The following is a 21,226-nucleotide window of genomic DNA, read 5'->3' as shown; positions in this document are numbered from 1 at the left end:
ATTTTTGCAAATAATTTTAAACGGAAGTTGTATTGTTTTCTTCCACTTAAATTATAACAAAGAATACAGACAAAATAGGAGTAATGAAAAGAGTTATTGTAGGTTTATCAGGAGGAGTGGATTCTAGTGTGGCAGCATATCTATTAAAAGAGCAGGGATATGAGGTAATAGGCCTTTTTATGAAAAATTGGCACGATGATTCAGTGACAATTTCTGATGAATGCCCTTGGTTAGATGATAGTAATGATGCATTGTTGGTTGCCGAAAAACTAGGTATTCCGTTTCAAACTGTTGACTTGAGTGAAGAATATAAGGAACGTATTGTAGATTATATGTTCAATGAGTATGAGAGAGGAAGAACGCCTAATCCAGATGTATTATGTAACCGAGAAATTAAGTTTGATGTTTTCTTGAAAATAGCATTATCGCTGGGTGCAGATTATGTAGCTACCGGACATTATTGCCGAAAAGATACAATTACTAAAGATGGTAAAGAAATCCATCGCTTACTGGCAGGAAAAGATCCTAATAAAGATCAGTCCTACTTTTTGTGTCAATTATCACAGGATCAATTAGCAAAAACACTTTTCCCTGTAGGTGAGTTGTTAAAACCAGAAGTTAGGGAAATAGCTAAAAAACAAGATCTTGTAACTGCTGATAAGAAGGATTCTCAAGGATTATGTTTTATAGGGAAGGTGAGATTACCAGAATTTCTTCAGCAAAAATTGAAACCTAAACAAGGAGATATTATTGAAATCCCAGCTATAGAAGAAATGTACAAAAAGGGTGTGCCTGATTTTAATTCTAAAAAGCAAGAATTAGAATTCCTTTCCTCGAAATTCATATATGACGTTAATGATGGTAAAGTAGTAGGAAAACATCAAGGAGCACATTATTTTACAAAAGGACAAAGAAAGGGGTTGGCTGTTGGCGGAACTCCAGAACCACTTTTTGTTATAGAAACTGATGTAGAAACGAATGTAATTTATACAGGGCAAGGTAAAAACCATCCTGGTTTATATAGAAAAGCACTTTTTATTAGTAATGAAGAATTGCACTGGGTAAGACAAGATCTAAAGTTACAGATTGATGAAGAATTAAATGTAATGGCTAGGATACGATATAGACAATCCTTAGATAAGGCTACTTTGCATCAAGTAGATTCCGGTATGTATATAGTTTTCGATAATGCTCAGAGTGCGATTACAGAAGGACAGTTTGTTGCTTGGTATATAGATGATGAATTAGTTGGATCTGGAGTAATTTCGTAACTTGTCAAGGTTACCAAACTACTGATGATATGAAAAATATAATTACTACTCTTTTGTTTTTTTGCATAACTCAATTAGGAACTGCCCAGACAGAAGAAGATGCTTGGGTTTATTTTACGGATAAAGAAAATGTGGCAAGTTCTATTGCTAATCCATTAATTATTCTTAGTCAAGAATCTATAGATCGAAAAAATCTTCACAATGTTGCTATTGATGAAAAAGATGTTCCTGTTAATGAAGCTTATATCGCGCAAGTTAAGAATACCACCGGAATAACTGTACTTGCAAAATCTAAATGGTTTAATTGTATATATGTTAGAGGAACTCAAGCAAATATTAGTGATCTGGTAAGTTTAAGTTTTGTGGATAGTATAGACTACGCAGATAATTCATTGGATTCTAGGAAATCTATATTTCATACAGAAGATCGTACCCCTATAGAAAAAAATAAGTTCGGAGTAAAAACCACGTTTAACTACGGAAGTGCTGCACAACAAATCCAACAGTTAAATGCTGATTATCTCCATGAACAAGATTATACAGGGTCAGGAATGACGATTGCGGTTATGGATTCGGGTTTTCCTGGAGTGAATACTATTGAAGGATTTAAACGTATAAGAGATGAAGGTAGATTACTGGATGGATATGATTTTGTAAGGAGAGATGATAATGAATTTGCTTTTTCAGGTAGCAGCCACGGAACTCAAACATTTAGTGATATTGCAGGATTTATTGATGGAGAATTTGTAGGAACTGCTCCAGATGCCAAATATTATTTATTTATAACAGAAGATGTGGCTACAGAGGGACCTAAAGAAGAAGCCTTGTGGGTAGAAGCTGCTGAACGAGCAGATAGTTTAGGAGTACATGTGATTAATACTTCTTTAGGGTATTCTAATGGTTTTGATAATCCAGCTTATGACTATACTACCTCTGATATGGATGGGCAAACAACTTTTATTTCCAAAGGAGCGAATATGGTTTTTGAGAAAGGAATGTTATTAGTTTCTTCTGCAGGAAATTCAGGAAACAGTAGTTGGGGTATTATTACGGCTCCTGGAGATGCTCCTGGAGCATTAACAGTAGGTGCTGTTGATGTTTTTGGTAGCTATGCTTCATTTAGTTCCAGAGGGCCTACAGCTGATAATAGAGTAAAGCCCGATGTCGTAGCCAAGGGATTAGGAGCCGCGGTTATACGTTCGAATAATGCAGTGTCTACTAGTAATGGTACATCTTTTAGTTCGCCAATAATGGCAGGTGCTGTTGCTTGTTTATGGCAAGCTTTTCCATCCATGACGAATGCAGAAATTATGCAATTGGTAAGAGAATCGGCATCATTATATAATAATCCAACAATTCAATTAGGTTATGGAATTCCTAATTTTAAGGCAATGTTCGAAAGTTTATCAATAGATGAAAATTCTGTCGAAAATATTAAAGTATATCCAAACCCAGTACGGGACAGATTATTTTTTGATTTAGCTACTAAAGAATTGCTTGAAATTCGCATTTTTACTACAGAAGGAAGAATTGTGAAATCTGAAACATTAAAAAATTTGAATTCTATCTCCTTAAACAGTTTGTCAAAAGGTTTATACCTGGTAGAATTGATTTCAGATACCTCACGTTACACATTGAAGATATCAAAATACTAATGAATAAAGTTAAAGAACTTTTTAAGATCCAATATCCTATTATACAAGGAGGGATGATTTGGGCAAGCGGCTGGAAATTGGCAAGCGCTGTAAGTAATTCAGGTGGTTTAGGACTTATAGGAGCTGGTTCTATGTATCCGGATGTTTTAAGAGAACATATTCAAAAATGTAAGGAAGCAACAAATCAACCTTTTGGTGTTAATGTTCCAATGCTATATCCTAATCTTCAGGAAATTATTGAAATTATTATCGAAGAAGGAGTAAAGATCGTCTTTACATCGGCAGGAAACCCTAAAACGTATACTTCTTATCTTAAGGAAAAAGGAATTACTGTTGTTCACGTGGTGAGTAGTCTAAAATTTGCTCTAAAAGCTCAGGATGCAGGTGTGGATGCTGTGGTTGCTGAAGGTTTTGAAGCTGGTGGACATAATGGAAGAGATGAAACAACCACTTTGGCTTTAATCCCTATAGTTAAAGAGAAAATAAATATACCACTAATTGCTGCAGGAGGTATAGCTACGGGTTCATCAATGTTTGCAGTTATGTCATTAGGAGCCGATGGAGTTCAGATAGGGAGTAGATTTGTCGCTAGTGAAGAAGCTTCTTCTCATATCAACTTTAAGAAAATGGTTGTGGATGCTAAAGAGGGGGATACGCATCTTACTTTAAAGGAATTAGCTCCGGTACGTTTGCTAAAAAATAAATTTTATCAGGATGTGGCAGAGTTGTATACTAAAGGCCCTACTGTAGAAGAACTTAAAACATTATTAGGGCGTGCAAGAGCAAAAAGAGGAATGTTTGAAGGAGATCTAGAAGAAGGTGAACTAGAAATAGGACAGGTATCGGGTTTGATTCATGAGATTAAACCAGTAGTAAAAATAATAGAAGATTTGATTACTGATTTCCAATCTACAAAACAAAAGATGAATGAAGTTAATTTTTAATTACATTTATAAGTTATCCATCCGTATAAAAATTAAAAGTGATATTTGAAAAAAAAGTAGTTGTAGTTTTACCGGCATATAATGCAGAAAAAACATTGCAAAAAACTTATAAGGAAATCCCATTTGACATTGTTGATGAGGTTATTTTAGTTGATGATAACAGTACAGATGAAACTTATGAAGTTGCAAGAAGCATAGGTGTTAATCACGTTATTAGACACGAAAAAAATTTAGGATACGGAGGAAATCAAAAAACTTGTTATAATAAGGCTTTAGAATTAGGAGCAGATATAGTGGTTATGTTGCATCCTGATTATCAATATACTCCGAAGCTAATACACTCTATGTGTTATTTGGTTGCTAACGATGTATATCCGGTGATTTTGGGTTCTAGGATACTTGGTAATGGTGCATTAAAAGGTGGAATGCCGCTTTATAAGTATTTTTTTAATCGAGTTTTGACATTGATTCAAAATATTTTGATGGGACAGAAATTATCAGAATATCATACAGGATATCGAACATTTTCTTCTTCGGTTCTAAGAGATATTTCTTTTGAAAGCAATTCTGATGATTTCGTATTTGATAACCAGATGATAGCACAAATATTTTATGAAGGCTATGAAGTGGCTGAAATAACTTGCCCAACAAAATACTTCGAAGAAGCCTCTTCTATAAATTTTAAACGCAGCGTGACGTATGGATTGGGGGTCGTGAAAACTTCTTTTCAGTATTATTTTGCTAAAAATATAGGATTTAAAAGTAAAATATTTAAAAAATAACATATTCAGAATTATATTTTAGATATGCGAAAAATTTTCACAATATACTGGCCAGTAGTACTTAGTAGCTTGATTTTTTTTATTGCGGTATTATTAAACGCCGATAATGCTTTTTTTTGGGATACCATACAATTAGGTTCACATCACGCTGATCATTATTTCAAAACTAACTTTTCTGTTCTATTGCTTCCTGATGATATAGACAGTGGACATATACCTGCTTTTGGTGCTTATATTGCTATGTTTTGGAAGTTGTTCGGAAGGAATCTATGTGTAAGTCATCTAGCTATGTTACCCTTTGGTTTTGGACTTATTTTTCAATTGTTTAGATTAACAAAAAGATTTATTCTTCCTAAATATTTGAGTATTGCTTTTGGATTAATAATAATAGATCCTTCGTTAATGAGTCAAATGCTTCTTGTTTCGCCTGATGTGCCGTTACTGTTTTTTTTCTTACTCGCTGTAAATTCGGTATTGGATAACAAGAAAATATTTTTGATGATTGCTATTGTTTTGTTGTTTCTGACGAGTATGAGGGGGATGATGTTATCCGTATGTGTTTTGATTTTTGATTTATGCTGTAATGTGTCATCTAGAGAAAATATCAAGGAATTATTTACGGCTCTTATGAAAAGAAGTCTTATTTATATTCCTGCATTTTTAATTTTTATTGTTTTTAGTTTGATCCATTTTCAAGAAAAGGGGTGGATTGGATTTCATCAGGACTCACCTTGGCAGGAAAGTTTCGAAAAAGTTGAATTCACTGGAGTTATTTTCAATATAGCAGTTTTGGGATGGAGGATATTAGATTTTGGTAGAATAGGTATTTGGATTGTACTTTTTATATTGTTTGCTAAATATAGAAAGCAAATAATTAAAGATCCTCGAATACGACAGATTTCATTCTTTTTTGCGTGTATTCTTTTTCTTTTACCTCTTAATATGTTGTGGGCAAAAGGGTTGTTAGGAAATAGGTATTTAATTCCGATATATCTTTTTTGTTCACTCTTATGTGCAACTATTTTATTTTCTGACTTTGTTACACGAAAGTTAAGGGTTGTATTGATTTTGACTTGGGCTACAATTATTATCTCTGGAAATTTTTGGATTTATCCGCCAAAAGTTTCTCAAGGATGGGATGCTACTTTGGCACATTTACCTTACTATAATCTTAGATTGAAAGCAAAGGAGTATCTAGATGATCATAAAATAGATTTTCATAGTGTTGCTTCGTTTTTCCCTAATGATGCAGGGATAGATGCGATAGAATTAAATGGAGAAAAACGATCTTTTGCAGTATTTGATGGGAATAATGATTTTGTGTTTTATTCGAATATCTTTAACATTAGTGATCAAGAATACGATGATATTATAAGTAATTACGAAATAATACAAAGTTTTGAGAAAAATGGTGTTTTTGTATGGATTTGTAAAATGAAAAATTAAAAGCACTACTGGAGATCTTCTTTAAATTTGTCTGAAGTAATCAAATTATAGGTTAGATCTTATTATCCTTACTTTTGATGTAAAATGATATTTATGAATTCCAGAGAAAACCAGCTAAAAGCTTTTGATCGGTTGCTTACAATTATGGATGAACTGCGAGAACAATGTCCTTGGGATAAAAAACAGACTTTGCAATCACTTCGCCATCTCACCATAGAAGAAACCTACGAATTAGGAGATGCTATTTTGGATGATGACCTTGAAGAAGTCAAAAAAGAACTTGGGGATTTATTACTACACATTGTTTTTTATGCCAAAATAGGAAGTGAAACTGGAGATTTTGATATTTCTGATGTATCCAATGAAATATGTGAAAAGCTTATTAATCGTCACCCGCATATTTATGGTGATGTAAAGGTTGCCGATGAAGAAGATGTAAAACGAAATTGGGAAAACTTAAAACTTAAAGAAGGTAAGAAAAGTGTTTTAGAAGGAGTTCCAAAATCCCTGCCTGCATTAGTAAAGGCTACTAGAATACAAGATAAAGTTGCCGGAGTTGGATTTGATTGGGAAGAACCACAACAAGTATTTGAGAAATTACAAGAAGAACTTGAGGAATTACAACATGAAATTAATGAACATAATCAAGATAAAATAGAAGCAGAATTTGGTGATGTGCTATTTTCAATGATCAATTATGCACGGTTTTTAAATGTAAACCCGGAAGATGCCTTAGAACGAACCAATAAAAAGTTTATAAAACGATTTCAGTATTTAGAAGAAAAAGCAAAAGAAAAAAGTAAGAGTTTGAAAGATATGACACTGGCTGAAATGGATGTGTTTTGGGAAGAAGCGAAAAAAATATGAGCATAGTAGGTTTTTGATATACTTCCTTGCTAAAATTATAAATATGATATTCTATATAGTTTTTTTCTTACTTTATTGATGATAAAGAGCTGTGATTTATTTGGTTTTTATCTAATTCTTATGGTTTAACCATATTTTTTTTAATTTATTTTATATTGAAGACCCCCTTGTTTTACTATGTTTTTTGGTAAGATATTATCGGGAAACCCATTGTTTCTCGGAATTTATGAAAAAGTTATCGTAAATTAGGAAGTGTAATTATTTAGTGATAATTGTGTGGCTAACTCAAAAAAAATAATATTAAAACCATTTTTTGGTGCCTTTATTTTTCTATTTATTTCATCATCTTTGTTTAGCAATTATGATAAAACAAATATTTTAAATAATTGGAATACCGAATCTGATGAACTCATAATTTCCGCGACGAAATATTATGATAGTAATCAGTATGCTTTAGCTATTACAAATTATCAAGAAGTTTTAAAACAAGGAACGGGAGATTCTATTGTCATATTTAAAAAATTAGCATTTTCATATGCTAAGAGTAATCAACCAGAACTTGCAAGTAAATACATCCATGAATATGTTATCGCAAGTTTAGATCCTTCTTTTGTAGGGCACAGTTACTTTGATGGAATCGTTGATTCTGAAGCATATCAATTACTAGCGGACACGTATCTCAAACAAGTTGGGTTATGGTCAATTTTCTGCTTTTATGTTGCATTTATAGGTTTTTTTATATCTATAGTTTTGAATTTTAGAGAAAAATCGGATAGAGTTGCTAATTTGTTGATGAGTGCCTTTATATTGATACATTCAGTTTTTATAATTCATATTGGCTTATATTTTTCTAATTATCAATACTATCTACCCCATGTATTTTATATATCTACATTATTTTCTTTCTTATATGGACCTCTTATATATTTTTATTTTAAAAGAGTTACGATAAATTATAGATTTAAACGTCTTGATTTATTGCATTTAGTACCATCTATAGTATTAATAGTGTTATTGTTTCCAATTTACAGTTTACCTTCGGATGAAAAACTAAAGATCATATTAAATAAAGAGCGACCTTATATAAATTTAATATCAATTTCTAAATTAATATCATTATTAATATATGGGGGATTAGTTATAAAAATGTATTTGAATTCTATTAAAATAAATACATATTTTTCCAAAATAGTATTTAACTGGCAAAGAAATATTGTTTATTTCTGTTCTATCTATATAATTTCCTATGGTATATATTCAATATTAATTCTAAAAAAAATATCAAGTGGTTTTTTGTTTTACATTCAGGTTGTATCTATGGCCTTACTCGTTTTATATGTAAGCTATACTGCTTTTGTTCAACCAAGTGTTTTTGGTGTTTTAAGGCTGATTAAAAATAATATACAACCAGAAATTGATAAGTATAAGAAATCAGGTCTTACAGAAAGTTTATCATTAGAGTTAAAAGAGAAGTTGCAATTTCTTCTAGAAGAAAAGAAGATTTATAAGCAAAATGATATTACCCTTCAGAAATTAGCACAGTATTTGGATACTACAAGACATAATACTTCTCAGATTATAAACGAACATTTTAATCTAAACTTCTTTGAATTAATAAATAAATCTAGAATTGAAGAAGCAAAAGAATTATTAAAAGAAGAAAAACATAAAAACTTTAATATTATCGATGTGGCCTATGAAGTAGGTTTTAATAACAAAGTTACTTTCAATAAATCTTTCAAAAAATATAATCAGACAACTCCGTCTGAATATGTTAAATCCTTGGTAGCTTAGTCTATATCTATGCATAATATTAATCTAAAATAGTATGTATTATTTAGCTATACAAGCTAATTATATGAATTTAAAAATATTTAAGAGAGCTGTAAACCTTTTTAATTAACATTTTTTTTTGTTAATATTTTGGTATATAAATAAAAAACATATTGTAAATTTGGAAATTAGGTATTTGTTTAACTCAACCATGTGGCTAACTCAACTAAACACTACCATATTAATATCATTATTTAGGGCTTTGTTTTTTCTATTAGTTTTAATTTCTTCATCAGCTTATGCTGAAAATGAAGAAAGTTTAAGATCGAAAAGTATAGAATCTAAGATTGATAGTTTGTTTTATTCTGCAGAAGATAATTTTCAGAATGAACGATTCCTTATGGCTATTTCGGAATATAAAAGAGTATTAAAAAGAGGAACAACTGATTCTTCGGTTGTCTATAAAAAAATAGCATTTGCCTTTACTAAATTAAATCAACCTGAACTGGCTTGTAAGTATATAGAAATATATATGAAAAGGAGTTTAGATGTAGGGTTTGTTGGACATAGTTATTTTAATGAAATAAGCTCTTCTAAGTCATATCAGACATTATCTAGTAAATATCTTAAAAAAATAAATTTTTGGGCTTTATTTTGTTTGTATGTAGGGTTTATAGGTGTGTTTATGTATACCGTTTTGAATTTAAGAAAGGGGCCAGATAAGATAGCGAACTTTTTGATAAGTACCTTTTTACTAATACATTCTTTTTTCATTATTCGGATTAGTATTTTAATAGCTAATTATGAATATTACTTACCTCATACGCTTTATTTATCTGCTTCATTTTCTTTTTTATATGGTCCACTTATTTATTTTTATTTTAAAAGAGTAGTAAAAAAGTATCAATTTAAGTTGCGGGATTTACTGCATTTAATACCAACTGTCATATTTTTTATCATTTTATTTCCTATTTATTCTTTACCCCAAGAAGAGAAATTGAGAATGATATTAAATAATGAAAGACCTTACTTAAGTGTATTAGTGATATTCAAAATAACATCACTAGTAGCATACATAACCTTGATGGTAATAATGTACGTTACTTCAATCAAGAAAAATGAAAATTTAGCCAAAAGAGAACGTAATTGGTTACGAAACATAGTAGTTTTATGTGCTGTTTATGTTGTTGCATACGCTGTTTATGCAGTTCATATAAACCAATTTATTTTAAGAGGTTTTTTGTTTTATTTGCAGATAATTTCTATGTCTCTATTGGCTTTGTACATAAGTTATACTTCATATGCTCGTTTACTTCTTTTTGAGAATTCAAAAGGAATAATAAAACGTAAAACTAAAATAAAGTTTGATAAGTACAGGAAATCAAACCTAACAGAGAGTTTATCTGTAGAGTTAAAAGAGAAATTGTTAGTACTTTTAGACGAAGAGAAAGTTTACCTCCAAAATGATATTACTCTTCAAAAGCTAGCAGATTATTTAAATACAACTCGTAATAATGCTTCTCAAATTATAAATGAACATTTTGGCCTTAATTTTTTCGAACTAATTAATACGTATAGAATAAGGGAAGCAAAAGAAATTTTGAAAAACGAGAAATCAAAAAATCTGAACCTTATTGAAGTTGCTTATGAGGTGGGTTTTAACAATAAAGTTACATTTAATCGATCTTTCAAGAAATATAATCACACCACTCCATCTGAGTATGTAAAATCACTTATCACTTAATATTTTACTTTCAAAAATGAAATGTTTTTAGGTAAACTTATGTAGGGTTTACCCTTTTTTAATGACATTATATGTTTTTTTATTAACATAATCATAACGTAAGGAAGGGAGAATATAGTTATAATTTCTACGGAAATTTTATTCTAGTTTTGTAATACATATACCTTGAGTTCGCCTTCTTTTATTCTAGCCTTCCTTCTTATGATTATACTAAGCTAATTTATTATAATCTTGAAAATTTTATTTATGAGAGTACGTCATTACAAATTGCTCATGTTCATGTTTTGGATGTCCAGCATTGCATTTGCTCAACAAAAAACAATCTCGGGTGTTGTAACCGATGACAAAGGTTTGCCATTGCCAGGTGTAAATGTATTAGTAAAAAACACTGATAATGGTACCCAAACTGATTTCGATGGTAATTATTCTATTAATGCAGCAAGAGGAGCTGTTTTATCATTTAGTTATGTAAGTTTTACTACTAAAAGTATCGTAGTGGGTGATTCTGATACTATCAATGTGCAACTAGTAGTCTCAGCAGCGGAGCTAGAGGAGGTTGTAGTAGTTGCTTATGGATCACAGGTTAAAAAGAAATTAGTAACTAGTATTAGTACAGTTTCAGGTGATGATCTCGAAAATATTATTGCAGATTCTCCGCAAAACATATTACAAGGACAAGCATCGGGGGTTCAGGTATTTTCTAGTTCGGGAGGTTTAGGCGCGGCACCCACTATTAATATAAGAGGTTCTGCCTCCATAACAAGTAATACTAGGCCATTATTTGTTATTGATGGGGTAACTCTTGGGGATAGTTTTACCACCTTTAATCAAGGTACTGGAGCAGGTATTAACCCTTTGGCTAGTATTAATCCTAATGATATTGAGAGTATATCCGTTTTAAAATCAGCAGCAGCTTCGGCATTGTATGGTTCTCGAGGTGCGAATGGAGTTGTACTTATTACAACCAAACGAGGAAATAAAAATGGAAAAGTAACGGTTGATATAGATATTAATACTTCCTTTTCTACCATTACAGATACACCAGACCTATTGAATGCTCAGGAATATATTGACTTCACAACAATCGTAAGAAATGGTTCTGCTGTATCAGCAAACCCATTAACTAGTGCAGGAGGGGAGTTTGATGCGTTAGATGCAATTTTGAGAACGGCTGTTAGTCAATCCTACAACTTTAGTATAAGAGGTGGTACCGAAAAAAGCAATTATTTTATTGGAGCTACCCGTGAGGATGTAGAAGGTATAAGAATAGGTGATAATCTTGAGAGAACTAGTTTTAGATCTAACATACAGGTCAAAGCTACTGATTGGTTAACAGCTACTTTGAATGCTAATGTATCACATAATCGATTCGATAGGGTTCCCAATGAAAATAGTTTTGCTTCTCCGTACACGATTGCTTTACTACAAAGGCCAGATGTAGAGCCATTTGATGATGAGGGTAATTTTACAACAGCCGGTAATGTAGGTGGAGGTAATGTAATAGCCCAAGAAGCATTAAATCTTAACCTAGCTACAACCACCCGTATTATTGCAAATGGATCTCTAGATTTCAATCTATCTTCTTTAATAGATGGTTTAAGTTTTAAACAAGATATAGGAATTGACAGAACGTTTACCGAAAACCAAACAAGAAATGTTGAGCTATTAACTCCTGGTGGATCGGCAGCAAACTCTGTTTTTCAACAAAATAGGTATATTCTCAACAGTTTACTTTCTTATAACAAAACTTTTGGAGATGCACATAACCTAAATCTTTTGGCAGGATATTCTTTTGAAGATAATCAATTAAGGAATGTTCAAACACAGGGTACAGGGTTTTTATCCGATGCACAATTAAATATTGAGTCGGCTTCAACATTCCCTCTGACTTCTTCAAGTGGTGACGCAACAAGGCTAGTGTCTGCATTAGGTAGAGCCATATATGATTACGCAGACGGTAGATATATTGTAGAAGGTTCCATAAGAAGAGATGGTTCATCTAGATTTGGTGCAAATAACAGATTTGGAATATTCTGGTCAGCGGCAGTGGGATGGAATATATCTGATGAAGCTTTTATGCAGAATGTAGATTGGATTCAGGGACTTAAACTAAACGCAAGTTATGGTACAACCGGAAACGATAGAATTGGAACTACTAATGTTTTCCCAGCATTGGGCCTTTTTGCAGGAAATAATTATAATGGTAATCCAGGTCTAACACCCTCAACATTAAGTAATCCAGATTTACAGTGGGAAAGTACTACAACTAGAGATATAGGATTAACAGCAGCTTTTTTTAATAGAAGGCTAACTTTTAACGTAGAATATTATAACAACGTAACGGATGATTTAATTTTAAATGTTCCTAGAGATCCAACGTTTAATAATGGGTTGAATTCGGTAAGTGAAAACATTGGAGAATTAGAAAATAGAGGTGTTGACTTCACGTTGGATGCTGTTATTTTTGATGGTGCAAACGATGGTTTTAAATGGACTTCAAGTTTAAATCTTGGATTTAATGAAAATGAAGTAACCAATCTTCCTGAAGGAACTAGTGTAGATGAGAATGGAAATAAATTTGTTGATCGTACTGGTGGATCTCTAGCCTTTTCAGGACAGAGAGCTGTAGAAGGTTTTTCTGTTAATACTTGGTATTTAATTCCATATTTAGGAGTTAACCCTCAAACAGGAGATGCGGAATGGTTAGATGCTGACGGTAACGCAACGACCACTCCAGTAGCTGCAGATAGACGTATAGTAGGTCAGGCAAATCCTGATCTAGTCGGAGGATTTACGAATGTGTTTACCTTTAAAAACTGGTCATTAAATACATTATTTAACTTTTCTTTTGGGAATGATATATTACTAACATCAAGAGCATTTAGTGAAAATCCGATAAGTGGATTTAACAAAACGACAAGAGTGTTAAATGTTTGGCAACAACCAGGTGATCAAGCTTTTATACCAAGTCCTGATAGCGCAACTATAAATACTTTTAGCCAAAATTCAACAGCTCAACTCGAGGATGGATCTTTTGTTAGATTAAAAAATGTAACGTTAGCGTACACACTTTCTAATGAACATTTAGAAAAAACTTTTATTAATAAAATTAGGTTATATGCTACAGCAACAAATTTATTAACTTTTAAAAGTGATGGATTAGATGGATATGATCCTGAAGTATCTAACGGTTCTGATGGTTTTGATGCGGCTGGTCAAGATTTCTTTACTTTGCCACAAGCATCAACATATACTTTTGGAATTAATGTTTCTTTCTAACAGTTTAACGAGATAATACATATATATGAAAACAAGTATAAATAAAAACAATAAATTTAGTGCACTAATACTTTTATTAGTAGTACTACTAACAACTTCTTGCGAAGATAAGATAGAGTTACTACCCGAAGATCTTACGGTTAGTGATGTTGTATTTTCTAATGGAGCCTTAGCTTTAGGAGCTGTAACAGGAATATATAATAGAGCACAACAGGATGATGTATTGAACGGGACATTACAATTTAGTTCAGAATGGCAAGCTGATAATGTAGATTTTATAGGTACGTTTACTACATTTGGAGAGATAAGAGATTACGCAACATTAGCTGCTAATACTTCAATTTTTGGTATGTGGGATGACAATTATGAAGTTATCGGAGCTGCAAATTTAGTTATTGATAATGTTCCTTTAATTGAAGATGTGAGTTTCACAACAGCGCAACGTAGTCAAGCGATAGCGGAAGCCAGGTTTTTAAGAGCCTTGGTATACTTTAATATCGCTACAGTCTTTGGTCAACCTTTACAGGTTGGAGCAGGTGAAAATAATTTAAGTGTTCCTCTTGTAACGTCGTCAGAACTTGGTCAAGAATTGCCAAGAGCAACGTTAGGCGAAGTATATGATTTTGTAGAATCTGAATTTTTAGCAATTATTCCTGATTTAGCTGCTGGCACTAGAATATTAGCTAATCCTGGAGCTTGTAGAGCATTTTTGGCTAAATTATATCTATACCAAGAGCGTTGGGATGATGCTGCAAATTTTGCAAACGACGTGATCAATGATTCTTTTTATAGTCTAGCCACAGATTATGCGTTCTATGATTCACCTGATGCAACAGAGCATATATTTACATTAATAAATGATGCGGTAAATGGTCAGGATAGTGGGCAAGGTTTTTCTGGATTAAGTAATCCTGTACCAGGAGGTAGAGGTGATGTTCCTTTTTCCCAAAATTTGTTAGATGCATTTGCGGAAGAAGCTGGAGATTTAAGGTTTGATTTAATTCAAACAGGGCCTGGAGCTGAAGGTGCGGATAGAATTTTTACCAATAAATTTCCTGAGGATGTTAATAATTCAGATGATGCCCCTGTGATGAGAGTTACCGAAATGTATCTAACCAGAGCAGAAGCTAATTTAAGAGGTAATACATCTATCGGTGCTACACCACTTGATGATATTAATGACCTTAGAAACAGAGCTGGATTATCTGATTTAGTTAGTGTTGATTTAGATATTATTCTAAATGAACGCAGAAAAGAGCTAGCCTTCGAAGGCCAAAGACGAATGGATCTTTTAAGAAATAACATGAGTTTGAGAAGACCTGGTCAAGTAAACGAAGCTAATTCAGCACCAGGTGCAGATAGAACTATATTTCCTATACCTCAAGGAGTTAGAGATTTATCTCCATTTCTTGATCAAAACCCTGGTTACTAATAACAATAAAATATTTCACAAAAGTAAAGGTCTACTGAAAAGTAGGCCTTTTTTATTCTCATATTTCAAGACTTATCTTTTTAGCAAGTGGTTAAATTTCGAAAGAAATGATCTTTTCCTATACTACAGAATGAATTAGATAATAATATAGCATTGTCAGGGAGTGATCAAAATGCGGGTTACTGAATTAATTAAATATTTTTGTGTCAGATAGAGCAACCACCTAATCTAAAAATTAGGTGGTTTTTTATATCAGATAGTAAAGGATACCTTCAATAAATATAATCAGGAAATTTTTACCTAAACGATATTAAATTCTTTACAACCTATTTTTTCTAGCCGTTTAAGTAAGTTTTCTTCGGAAAAAGTAAAGTTTCTTCGGAAAAAGTAAATACTGATAAGGGTTGCCTTACTTCATAAATTCTATTACTTCTTTTACAATGTAATCATAACAAGGGTGAGCAATTTCTACATAAACTTTGTTCAAGTTTTATGAAATGTAATATTTGAGTTAGCCATCAAGATATTCTAGCCATCCTTTTATGATTATACTAAGCTAATTTATTATAATCTTGAAAATTTTATTTATGAGAGTACATCATTACAAATTGCTTATGTTCATGTTTTGGATGTCCAGCATTGCATTTGCTCAACAAAAAACAATCTCGGGTGTTGTAACCGATGACAAAGGTTTGCCATTGCCAGGTGTAAATGTATTAGTAAAAAACACTGATAATGGTACCCAAACTGATTTCGATGGTAATTATTCTATTAATGCAGCAAGAGGAGCTGTTTTATCATTTAGTTATGTAAGTTTTACTACCAAAAGTATCGTAGTAGGCGATTCTGGTACTATCAATGTGCAACTAGTAGTCTCAGCAGCAGAGCTAGAGGAGGTTGTAGTAGTTGCTTATGGATCACAAATTAAAAAGAAATTAGTAACTAGTATTAGTACAGTTTCAGGTGATGATCTGGAAAATATTATTGCAGATTCTCCTCAAAATATATTGCAAGGGCAAGCATCTGGAGTTCAAGTGTTTTCTAGTTCGGGAGGTTTAGGAGCGTCACCTACCATTAATATAAGAGGTTCTAGTTCCATAACAAGTAATACCAGACCATTGTTTGTTATTGATGGAATAACTCTTGGGGACAGTTTTACGACCTTTAATCAAGGTACTGGAGCAGGTATTAACCCTTTGGCTAGTATCAATCCAAATGATATTGAGAGTATATCCGTTCTAAAATCGGCAGCGGCTTCGGGATTGTACGGTTCTCGAGGTGCTAATGGAGTTGTACTTATTACAACTAAGCGTGGAAATAAAAATGGAAAAGTAACCGTTGATATAGACGTCAATACTTCATTTGCTACGATTACGGATACACCCGACCTATTGAACGCTCAGCAGTTCATAGATTTCACAACACTGGTAAGAAATGGTTCTGCTGTATCAGCAAACCCATTAACTAGTGCAGGAGGTGAGTTCGACGCATTGGATGCAGTATTGAGAACGGCTGTTAGTCAATCCTACAACTTTAGTATAAGAGGTGGTACCGAAAAAAGTAATTATTTTATTGGAGCTACCCGTGAGGATGTAGAAGGTATAAGAATAGGTGATAATCTTGAGAGAACTAGTTTTAGATCTAACATACAGGTTAAAGCCACTGATTGGTTAACAGCGAGCTTAAATGCTAATGTATCACATAATCGATTTGATAGGGTTCCTAATGAAAATAGTTTTGCATCACCATATACCATAGCTATACTGCAAAGGCCAGATGTAGAGCCATTTGATGATGAGGGTAATTTTACAACAGCTGGTAATGTGGGCGGAGGTAATGTGATAGCCCAAGAAACATTAAATATTAACTTAGCTACAACCACCCGTATTATTGCAAATGGATCTCTAGATTTCAATCTATCTTCTTTAATAGATGGTTTAAGTTTTAAACAAGATATAGGAATTGACAGAACGTTTACAGAAAATCAACAAAGAAATGTTGAGTTGTTAACTCCAGGAGGATTCGCAGCAAACTCTGTTTTTCAACAAAATAGATATGTTCTTAACAGTTTACTCTCCTACAATAAAACTTTTGGAGATGCACATAATCTAAATCTTTTGGCAGGATATTCTTTTGAAGATAATCAATTAAGGAATGTTCAAACAACAGGTACAGGGTTTTTATCCGATGCACAATTAAATATTGAGTCAGCTTCAACATTTCCTATTACTTTTTCAAGTGGTGATGCAACTAGGTTAGTATCCTCTTTAGGTAGACTAACATACGATTATGCAGACGGTAGATATATTGTAGAAGGTTCCATAAGAAGAGATGGTTCATCAAGATTTGGTGCAAATAATAGGTTTGGAACATTCTGGTCAGTAGCAGTGGGATGGAATATATCTGATGAAGCTTTTATGCAGAACGTAGATTGGATTCAGGGACTCAAACTAAACGCAAGTTATGGTACAACTGGAAACAATAGAATAGGAGTTACTAATTTTTTCCCGGCATTAGGTCTTTTTGCAGGAAATAATTATAATGGTAATCCAGGTCTAACACCTTCAACATTAAGTAATCCAGATTTACAGTGGGAAAGTACCACAACTCGAGATATAGGATTAACGGCGGCCTTTTTTAATAGAAGGTTAACTTTTAATGTTGAATATTATAACAATGTGACAGATGATTTAATTTTAAATGTTCCTAGAGACCCAACATTTAACAATGGGTTGAATTCAGTAAGCGAAAACATTGGAGAATTAGAAAATAGAGGTGTTGACTTCACTTTGGACGCTGTGATTTTTGATAGTGTAAACGACGGTTTTAAATGGACTTCAAGTTTAAATCTTGGATTTAATGAAAATGAAGTAACTAATCTTCCTGAAGGAACTAGTGTAGATGAGCTTGGAAATAAATTTGTTGATCGTACTGGTGGATCTCTAGCATTTTCAGGACAGAGAGCTGTAGAAGGTTATTCTGTAAATACTTGGTATTTAATTCCATATTTAGGAGTTAACCCTCAAACAGGAGATGCGGAATGGTTAGATGCTGACGGTAATCCAACGACAACTCCAGTAGCTGCAGATAGACGTATAGTAGGTCAGGCAAATCCTGATCTAGTCGGAGGGTTTACTAATGTATTCACCTATAAAAATTGGTCATTAAATACATTATTCAATTTTTCTTTTGGTAATGATATATTACTAACATCAAGAGCATTTAATGAAAACCCAATAAGTGGATTCAACAAAACAACAAGAGTACTGAATGTTTGGCAACAACCAGGTGATCAAGCTTTTATACCAAGTCCTGATAGCGCAACTATAAATACTTTTAACCAAAACTCAGCTGCTCAGCTCGAGGATGGATCTTTTGTTAGATTAAAAAATGTAACGTTAGCTTATACACTTTCTAACAAACATTTAGAAAAAACTTTTATTAATAAAATTAGATTATATGCTACAGCAACAAATTTATTAACTTTTAAAAGTGATGGATTAGATGGATATGATCCTGAAGTATCCAATGGTTCTGATGGTTTTGATGCGGTTGGTCAAGATTTCTTTACGTTACCACAAGCATCAACATATACTTTTGGAGTTAATGTTTCTTTCTAACAGTTTAATGAGATAATATATACATATGAAAACAAGTATAAATACAAACAATAAATTTAGTGTACTAATACTTTTATTAGTAGTGCTATTAACAACTTCTTGCGAAGATAAAATAGAATTACTACCCGAAGATCTTACGGTTAACGAAGTTGTATTTTCTAATGGTGCTTTAGCTTTAGGAGCTGTAACGGGAATATATAATAGAGCACAACAGGATGATGTATTGAACGGGACATTACAATTTAGTTCAGAATGGCAAGCTGATAATGTAGATTTTATAGGTACGTTTACTACATTTGGAGAGATAAGAGATTACGCAACATTAGCTGCTAATACTTCAATTTTTGGTATGTGGGATGACAATTATGAAGTTATCGGAGCTGCAAATTTAGTTATTGATAATGTTCCTTTAATTGAAGATGTGAGTTTCACAACAGCGCAACGTAGTCAAGCGATAGCAGAAGCCAGATTTTTAAGAGCCTTGGTATACTTTAATATCGCTACAGTCTTTGGTCAACCTTTACAGGTTGGAGCAGGTGAAAATAATTTAAGTGTTCCTCTTGTAACGTCGTCAGAACTTGGTCAAGAATTGCCAAGAGCAACGTTAGGCGAAGTATATGATTTTGTAGAATCTGAATTTTTAGCAATTATTCCTGATTTAGCTGCTGGCACTAGAATATTAGCTAACCCTGGAGCTTGTAGAGCATTTTTGGCTAAATTATATCTATACCAAGAGCGTTGGGATGATGCTGCAAATTTTGCAAACGACGTGATCAATGATTCTTTTTATAGTCTAGCCACAGATTATGCGTTCTATGATTCACCTGATGCAACAGAGCATATATTTACACTGCTAAATGACCCAGTGGATGGCCAGGATTCAGGAGAAGGTTTTTCTGGATTGAGTAATCCTGTGCCAGAAGGTAGGGGAGATGTTCCTTTTTCCCAAAATTTATTAGATGCGTATGCAGAAGAAGCTGGAGATTTAAGATTTATAACTCAGACAGGACCTGGAGCTGAAGGTGCGGATAGAATTTTTACCAATAAATTTCCTGAGGGGGATAATAATTCAGATGACGCTCCTGTGATGAGAGTTACCGAAATGTATCTAACCAGAGCAGAAGCTAATTTAAGAGGTAATACATCTATCGGTGCTACACCACTTGATGATATTAATGACCTTAGAAACAGAGCTGGATTATCTGATTTAGTTAGTGTTGATTTAGATATTATTCTAAATGAACGCAGAAAAGAGTTAGCCTTCGAAGGCCAAAGACGAATGGATCTTTTAAGAAATAACATGAGCCTGAGAAGACCTGGTCAAGTAAATGATGCTAATTCGGCACCAGGAATGGACAGAACTATATTTCCTATACCTCAAGGAGTTAGAGATTTATCTCCATTTCTTGATCAAAACCCTGGTTATTAATCATAATAAAATATTTCACAAAAGTAAAGGTCTACTGAAAAGTAGGCCTTTTTATTCTCATATTTCAAGACTTACCTTTTTAGAAAGCGGTGGAGTTTAGAAATCATATTGTTATAATGTTTAAATACTTACCTAGAAGAAATCGACTTACACTTGATTTTATTATTCAGTTAAAGCTACTTGATTTAATTCTGGACACTTTGTTAGCTATAATTTTTATTATTGGGTTATTGTTCTATACCTGTTTTGATATCCATTTTGCTTGTTAAATAGATTTCTGACTGTTCAGAAATAACAATTTTATATTAGAAAGAACTGTTCGTTTTTGGCATCTAATCATTTATTGATTTCCTTTTAAAAAACTAGCTGTAAAACAATACAATAACACCTTTATAATTTATAAAATACTCTTCTATATTTCAATAGTGAAATATTGATCGGTAAAGGTAAATTTTGATCAGGTTTACCTCTTTTTTTAACTTCTATAACGTCCTTTGTAAAATCAATAATAAAAAAATAGGCAAGAGATCGCCGATGATAAGTGTATAGTTTATTCTTATTGGTGATGTTATTGTTGAGTTAGCCTTCAATATACTCTTGCCTTCATTTTAAGATATTATTAATGAACGTAAGCGTGAACTGGCTTTTCAAAGTTTTGGTTTACATCATATAAAAAACTCACAAAGCATAATGAGGCTATTCAATTATAATGATAACTTTTTGATGATGCCAATTTTTCGAAGAGAGCGAGATGTAAATCCTAATTTAATGCAAATTTTAGGTTACGGAAATTAATCAATTAAGGTTGTGTTTTTAAATTACCTAAAAAGTGGATTAGATTTCTTTTTATGATTGAAATCAAGAAACTTAATTTTTCTTCATAGTGAATTAAAAATTCAAAAGATATTATTGGTAGCATAAAGGTGTAATTCCTTTTAATATCACAAAAAAATTACCCACTTGAGTCGTTATCTTAAGTGGGTA

At 32.5% G+C, this 21,226-nt stretch carries 12 protein-coding genes; all 12 read left to right on the top strand.

Features of this window, described 5'->3' with window-relative positions:
- Positions 1-74 precede the first annotated feature (74 nt).
- Positions 75-1,271 (top strand): tRNA 2-thiouridine(34) synthase MnmA, encoded by a 1,197-nt coding sequence (gene mnmA, locus Q0921_RS11685; protein WP_367183343.1) that lies wholly within the window; start codon positions 75-77, stop codon positions 1,269-1,271.
- Between the two features lie 29 nt (positions 1,272-1,300).
- Positions 1,301-2,926, top strand: coding sequence for a S8 family serine peptidase (locus Q0921_RS11680; RefSeq protein WP_299256977.1), 1,626 nt, complete (start codon positions 1,301-1,303; stop codon positions 2,924-2,926).
- Positions 2,926-3,870: a nitronate monooxygenase gene (locus Q0921_RS11675; protein ID WP_299256975.1), complete on the top strand. Its 945-nt coding sequence runs from the start codon at positions 2,926-2,928 to the stop codon at positions 3,868-3,870. The genes Q0921_RS11680 and Q0921_RS11675 overlap by 1 nt, the downstream gene beginning before the upstream one ends.
- Before the next feature lie 38 nt (positions 3,871-3,908).
- Positions 3,909-4,652, top strand: a complete 744-nt coding sequence (locus tag Q0921_RS11670) for a glycosyltransferase family 2 protein (RefSeq protein WP_299256973.1) — start codon at positions 3,909-3,911, stop codon at positions 4,650-4,652.
- 24 nt (positions 4,653-4,676) lie between these two features.
- On the top strand, positions 4,677-6,098 hold the full coding sequence (locus Q0921_RS11665; protein ID WP_299256971.1) for a hypothetical protein: 1,422 nt from the start codon (positions 4,677-4,679) through the stop codon (positions 6,096-6,098).
- Positions 6,099-6,191: 93 nt separating this feature from the next.
- Positions 6,192-6,965, top strand: coding sequence for a nucleoside triphosphate pyrophosphohydrolase (gene mazG / locus Q0921_RS11660; RefSeq protein WP_299256969.1), 774 nt, complete (start codon positions 6,192-6,194; stop codon positions 6,963-6,965).
- Positions 6,966-7,241: 276 nt separating this feature from the next.
- Entirely contained in the window at positions 7,242-8,759 is a 1,518-nt protein-coding gene (locus tag Q0921_RS11655) for a helix-turn-helix domain-containing protein (RefSeq protein WP_299256967.1), read from the top strand.
- A gap of 190 nt (positions 8,760-8,949) precedes the next feature.
- On the top strand, positions 8,950-10,482 hold the full coding sequence (locus tag Q0921_RS11650) for an AraC family transcriptional regulator (RefSeq protein WP_299256965.1): 1,533 nt from the start codon (positions 8,950-8,952) through the stop codon (positions 10,480-10,482).
- Positions 10,483-10,728: 246 nt separating this feature from the next.
- Entirely contained in the window at positions 10,729-13,761 is a 3,033-nt protein-coding gene (locus Q0921_RS11645) for a TonB-dependent receptor (RefSeq protein ID WP_299256963.1), read from the top strand.
- 25 nt (positions 13,762-13,786) lie between these two features.
- On the top strand, positions 13,787-15,193 hold the full coding sequence (locus Q0921_RS11640) for a RagB/SusD family nutrient uptake outer membrane protein (protein WP_299256961.1): 1,407 nt from the start codon (positions 13,787-13,789) through the stop codon (positions 15,191-15,193).
- Positions 15,194-15,780: 587 nt separating this feature from the next.
- Complete coding sequence (locus Q0921_RS11635; protein WP_299256959.1) at positions 15,781-18,813, top strand: TonB-dependent receptor; 3,033 nt, start codon at positions 15,781-15,783, stop codon at positions 18,811-18,813.
- Between the two features lie 25 nt (positions 18,814-18,838).
- Positions 18,839-20,242: a RagB/SusD family nutrient uptake outer membrane protein gene (locus Q0921_RS11630; protein WP_299256958.1), complete on the top strand. Its 1,404-nt coding sequence runs from the start codon at positions 18,839-18,841 to the stop codon at positions 20,240-20,242.
- The last annotated feature ends 984 nt before the right edge of the window (positions 20,243-21,226 follow it).

Origin of the sequence: uncultured Aquimarina sp. (assembly GCF_947496855.1) — a bacterium.
Lineage (GTDB): Bacteria > Bacteroidota > Bacteroidia > Flavobacteriales > Flavobacteriaceae > Aquimarina.
This window is presented reverse-complemented; position numbering and strand designations above follow the sequence as displayed.

Excerpts from the sequence above, each read along its gene's own strand:
- Q0921_RS11665 (WP_299256971.1), top strand. The coding sequence starts at position 4,677 with ATGCGAAAAATTTTCACAATATACTGGCCAGTAGTACTTAGTAGCTTG.
- Q0921_RS11675 (WP_299256975.1), top strand. The coding sequence starts at position 2,926 with ATGAATAAAGTTAAAGAACTTTTTAAGATCCAATATCCTATTATACAA.
- mazG (WP_299256969.1), top strand. The coding sequence starts at position 6,192 with ATGAATTCCAGAGAAAACCAGCTAAAAGCTTTTGATCGGTTGCTTACA.
- Q0921_RS11640 (WP_299256961.1), top strand. The coding sequence starts at position 13,787 with ATGAAAACAAGTATAAATAAAAACAATAAATTTAGTGCACTAATACTT.
- Q0921_RS11630 (WP_299256958.1), top strand. The coding sequence starts at position 18,839 with ATGAAAACAAGTATAAATACAAACAATAAATTTAGTGTACTAATACTT.
- Q0921_RS11635 (WP_299256959.1), top strand. The coding sequence starts at position 15,781 with ATGAGAGTACATCATTACAAATTGCTTATGTTCATGTTTTGGATGTCC.
- Q0921_RS11645 (WP_299256963.1), top strand. The coding sequence starts at position 10,729 with ATGAGAGTACGTCATTACAAATTGCTCATGTTCATGTTTTGGATGTCC.
- Q0921_RS11650 (WP_299256965.1), top strand. The coding sequence starts at position 8,950 with ATGTGGCTAACTCAACTAAACACTACCATATTAATATCATTATTTAGG.
- Q0921_RS11680 (WP_299256977.1), top strand. The coding sequence starts at position 1,301 with ATGAAAAATATAATTACTACTCTTTTGTTTTTTTGCATAACTCAATTA.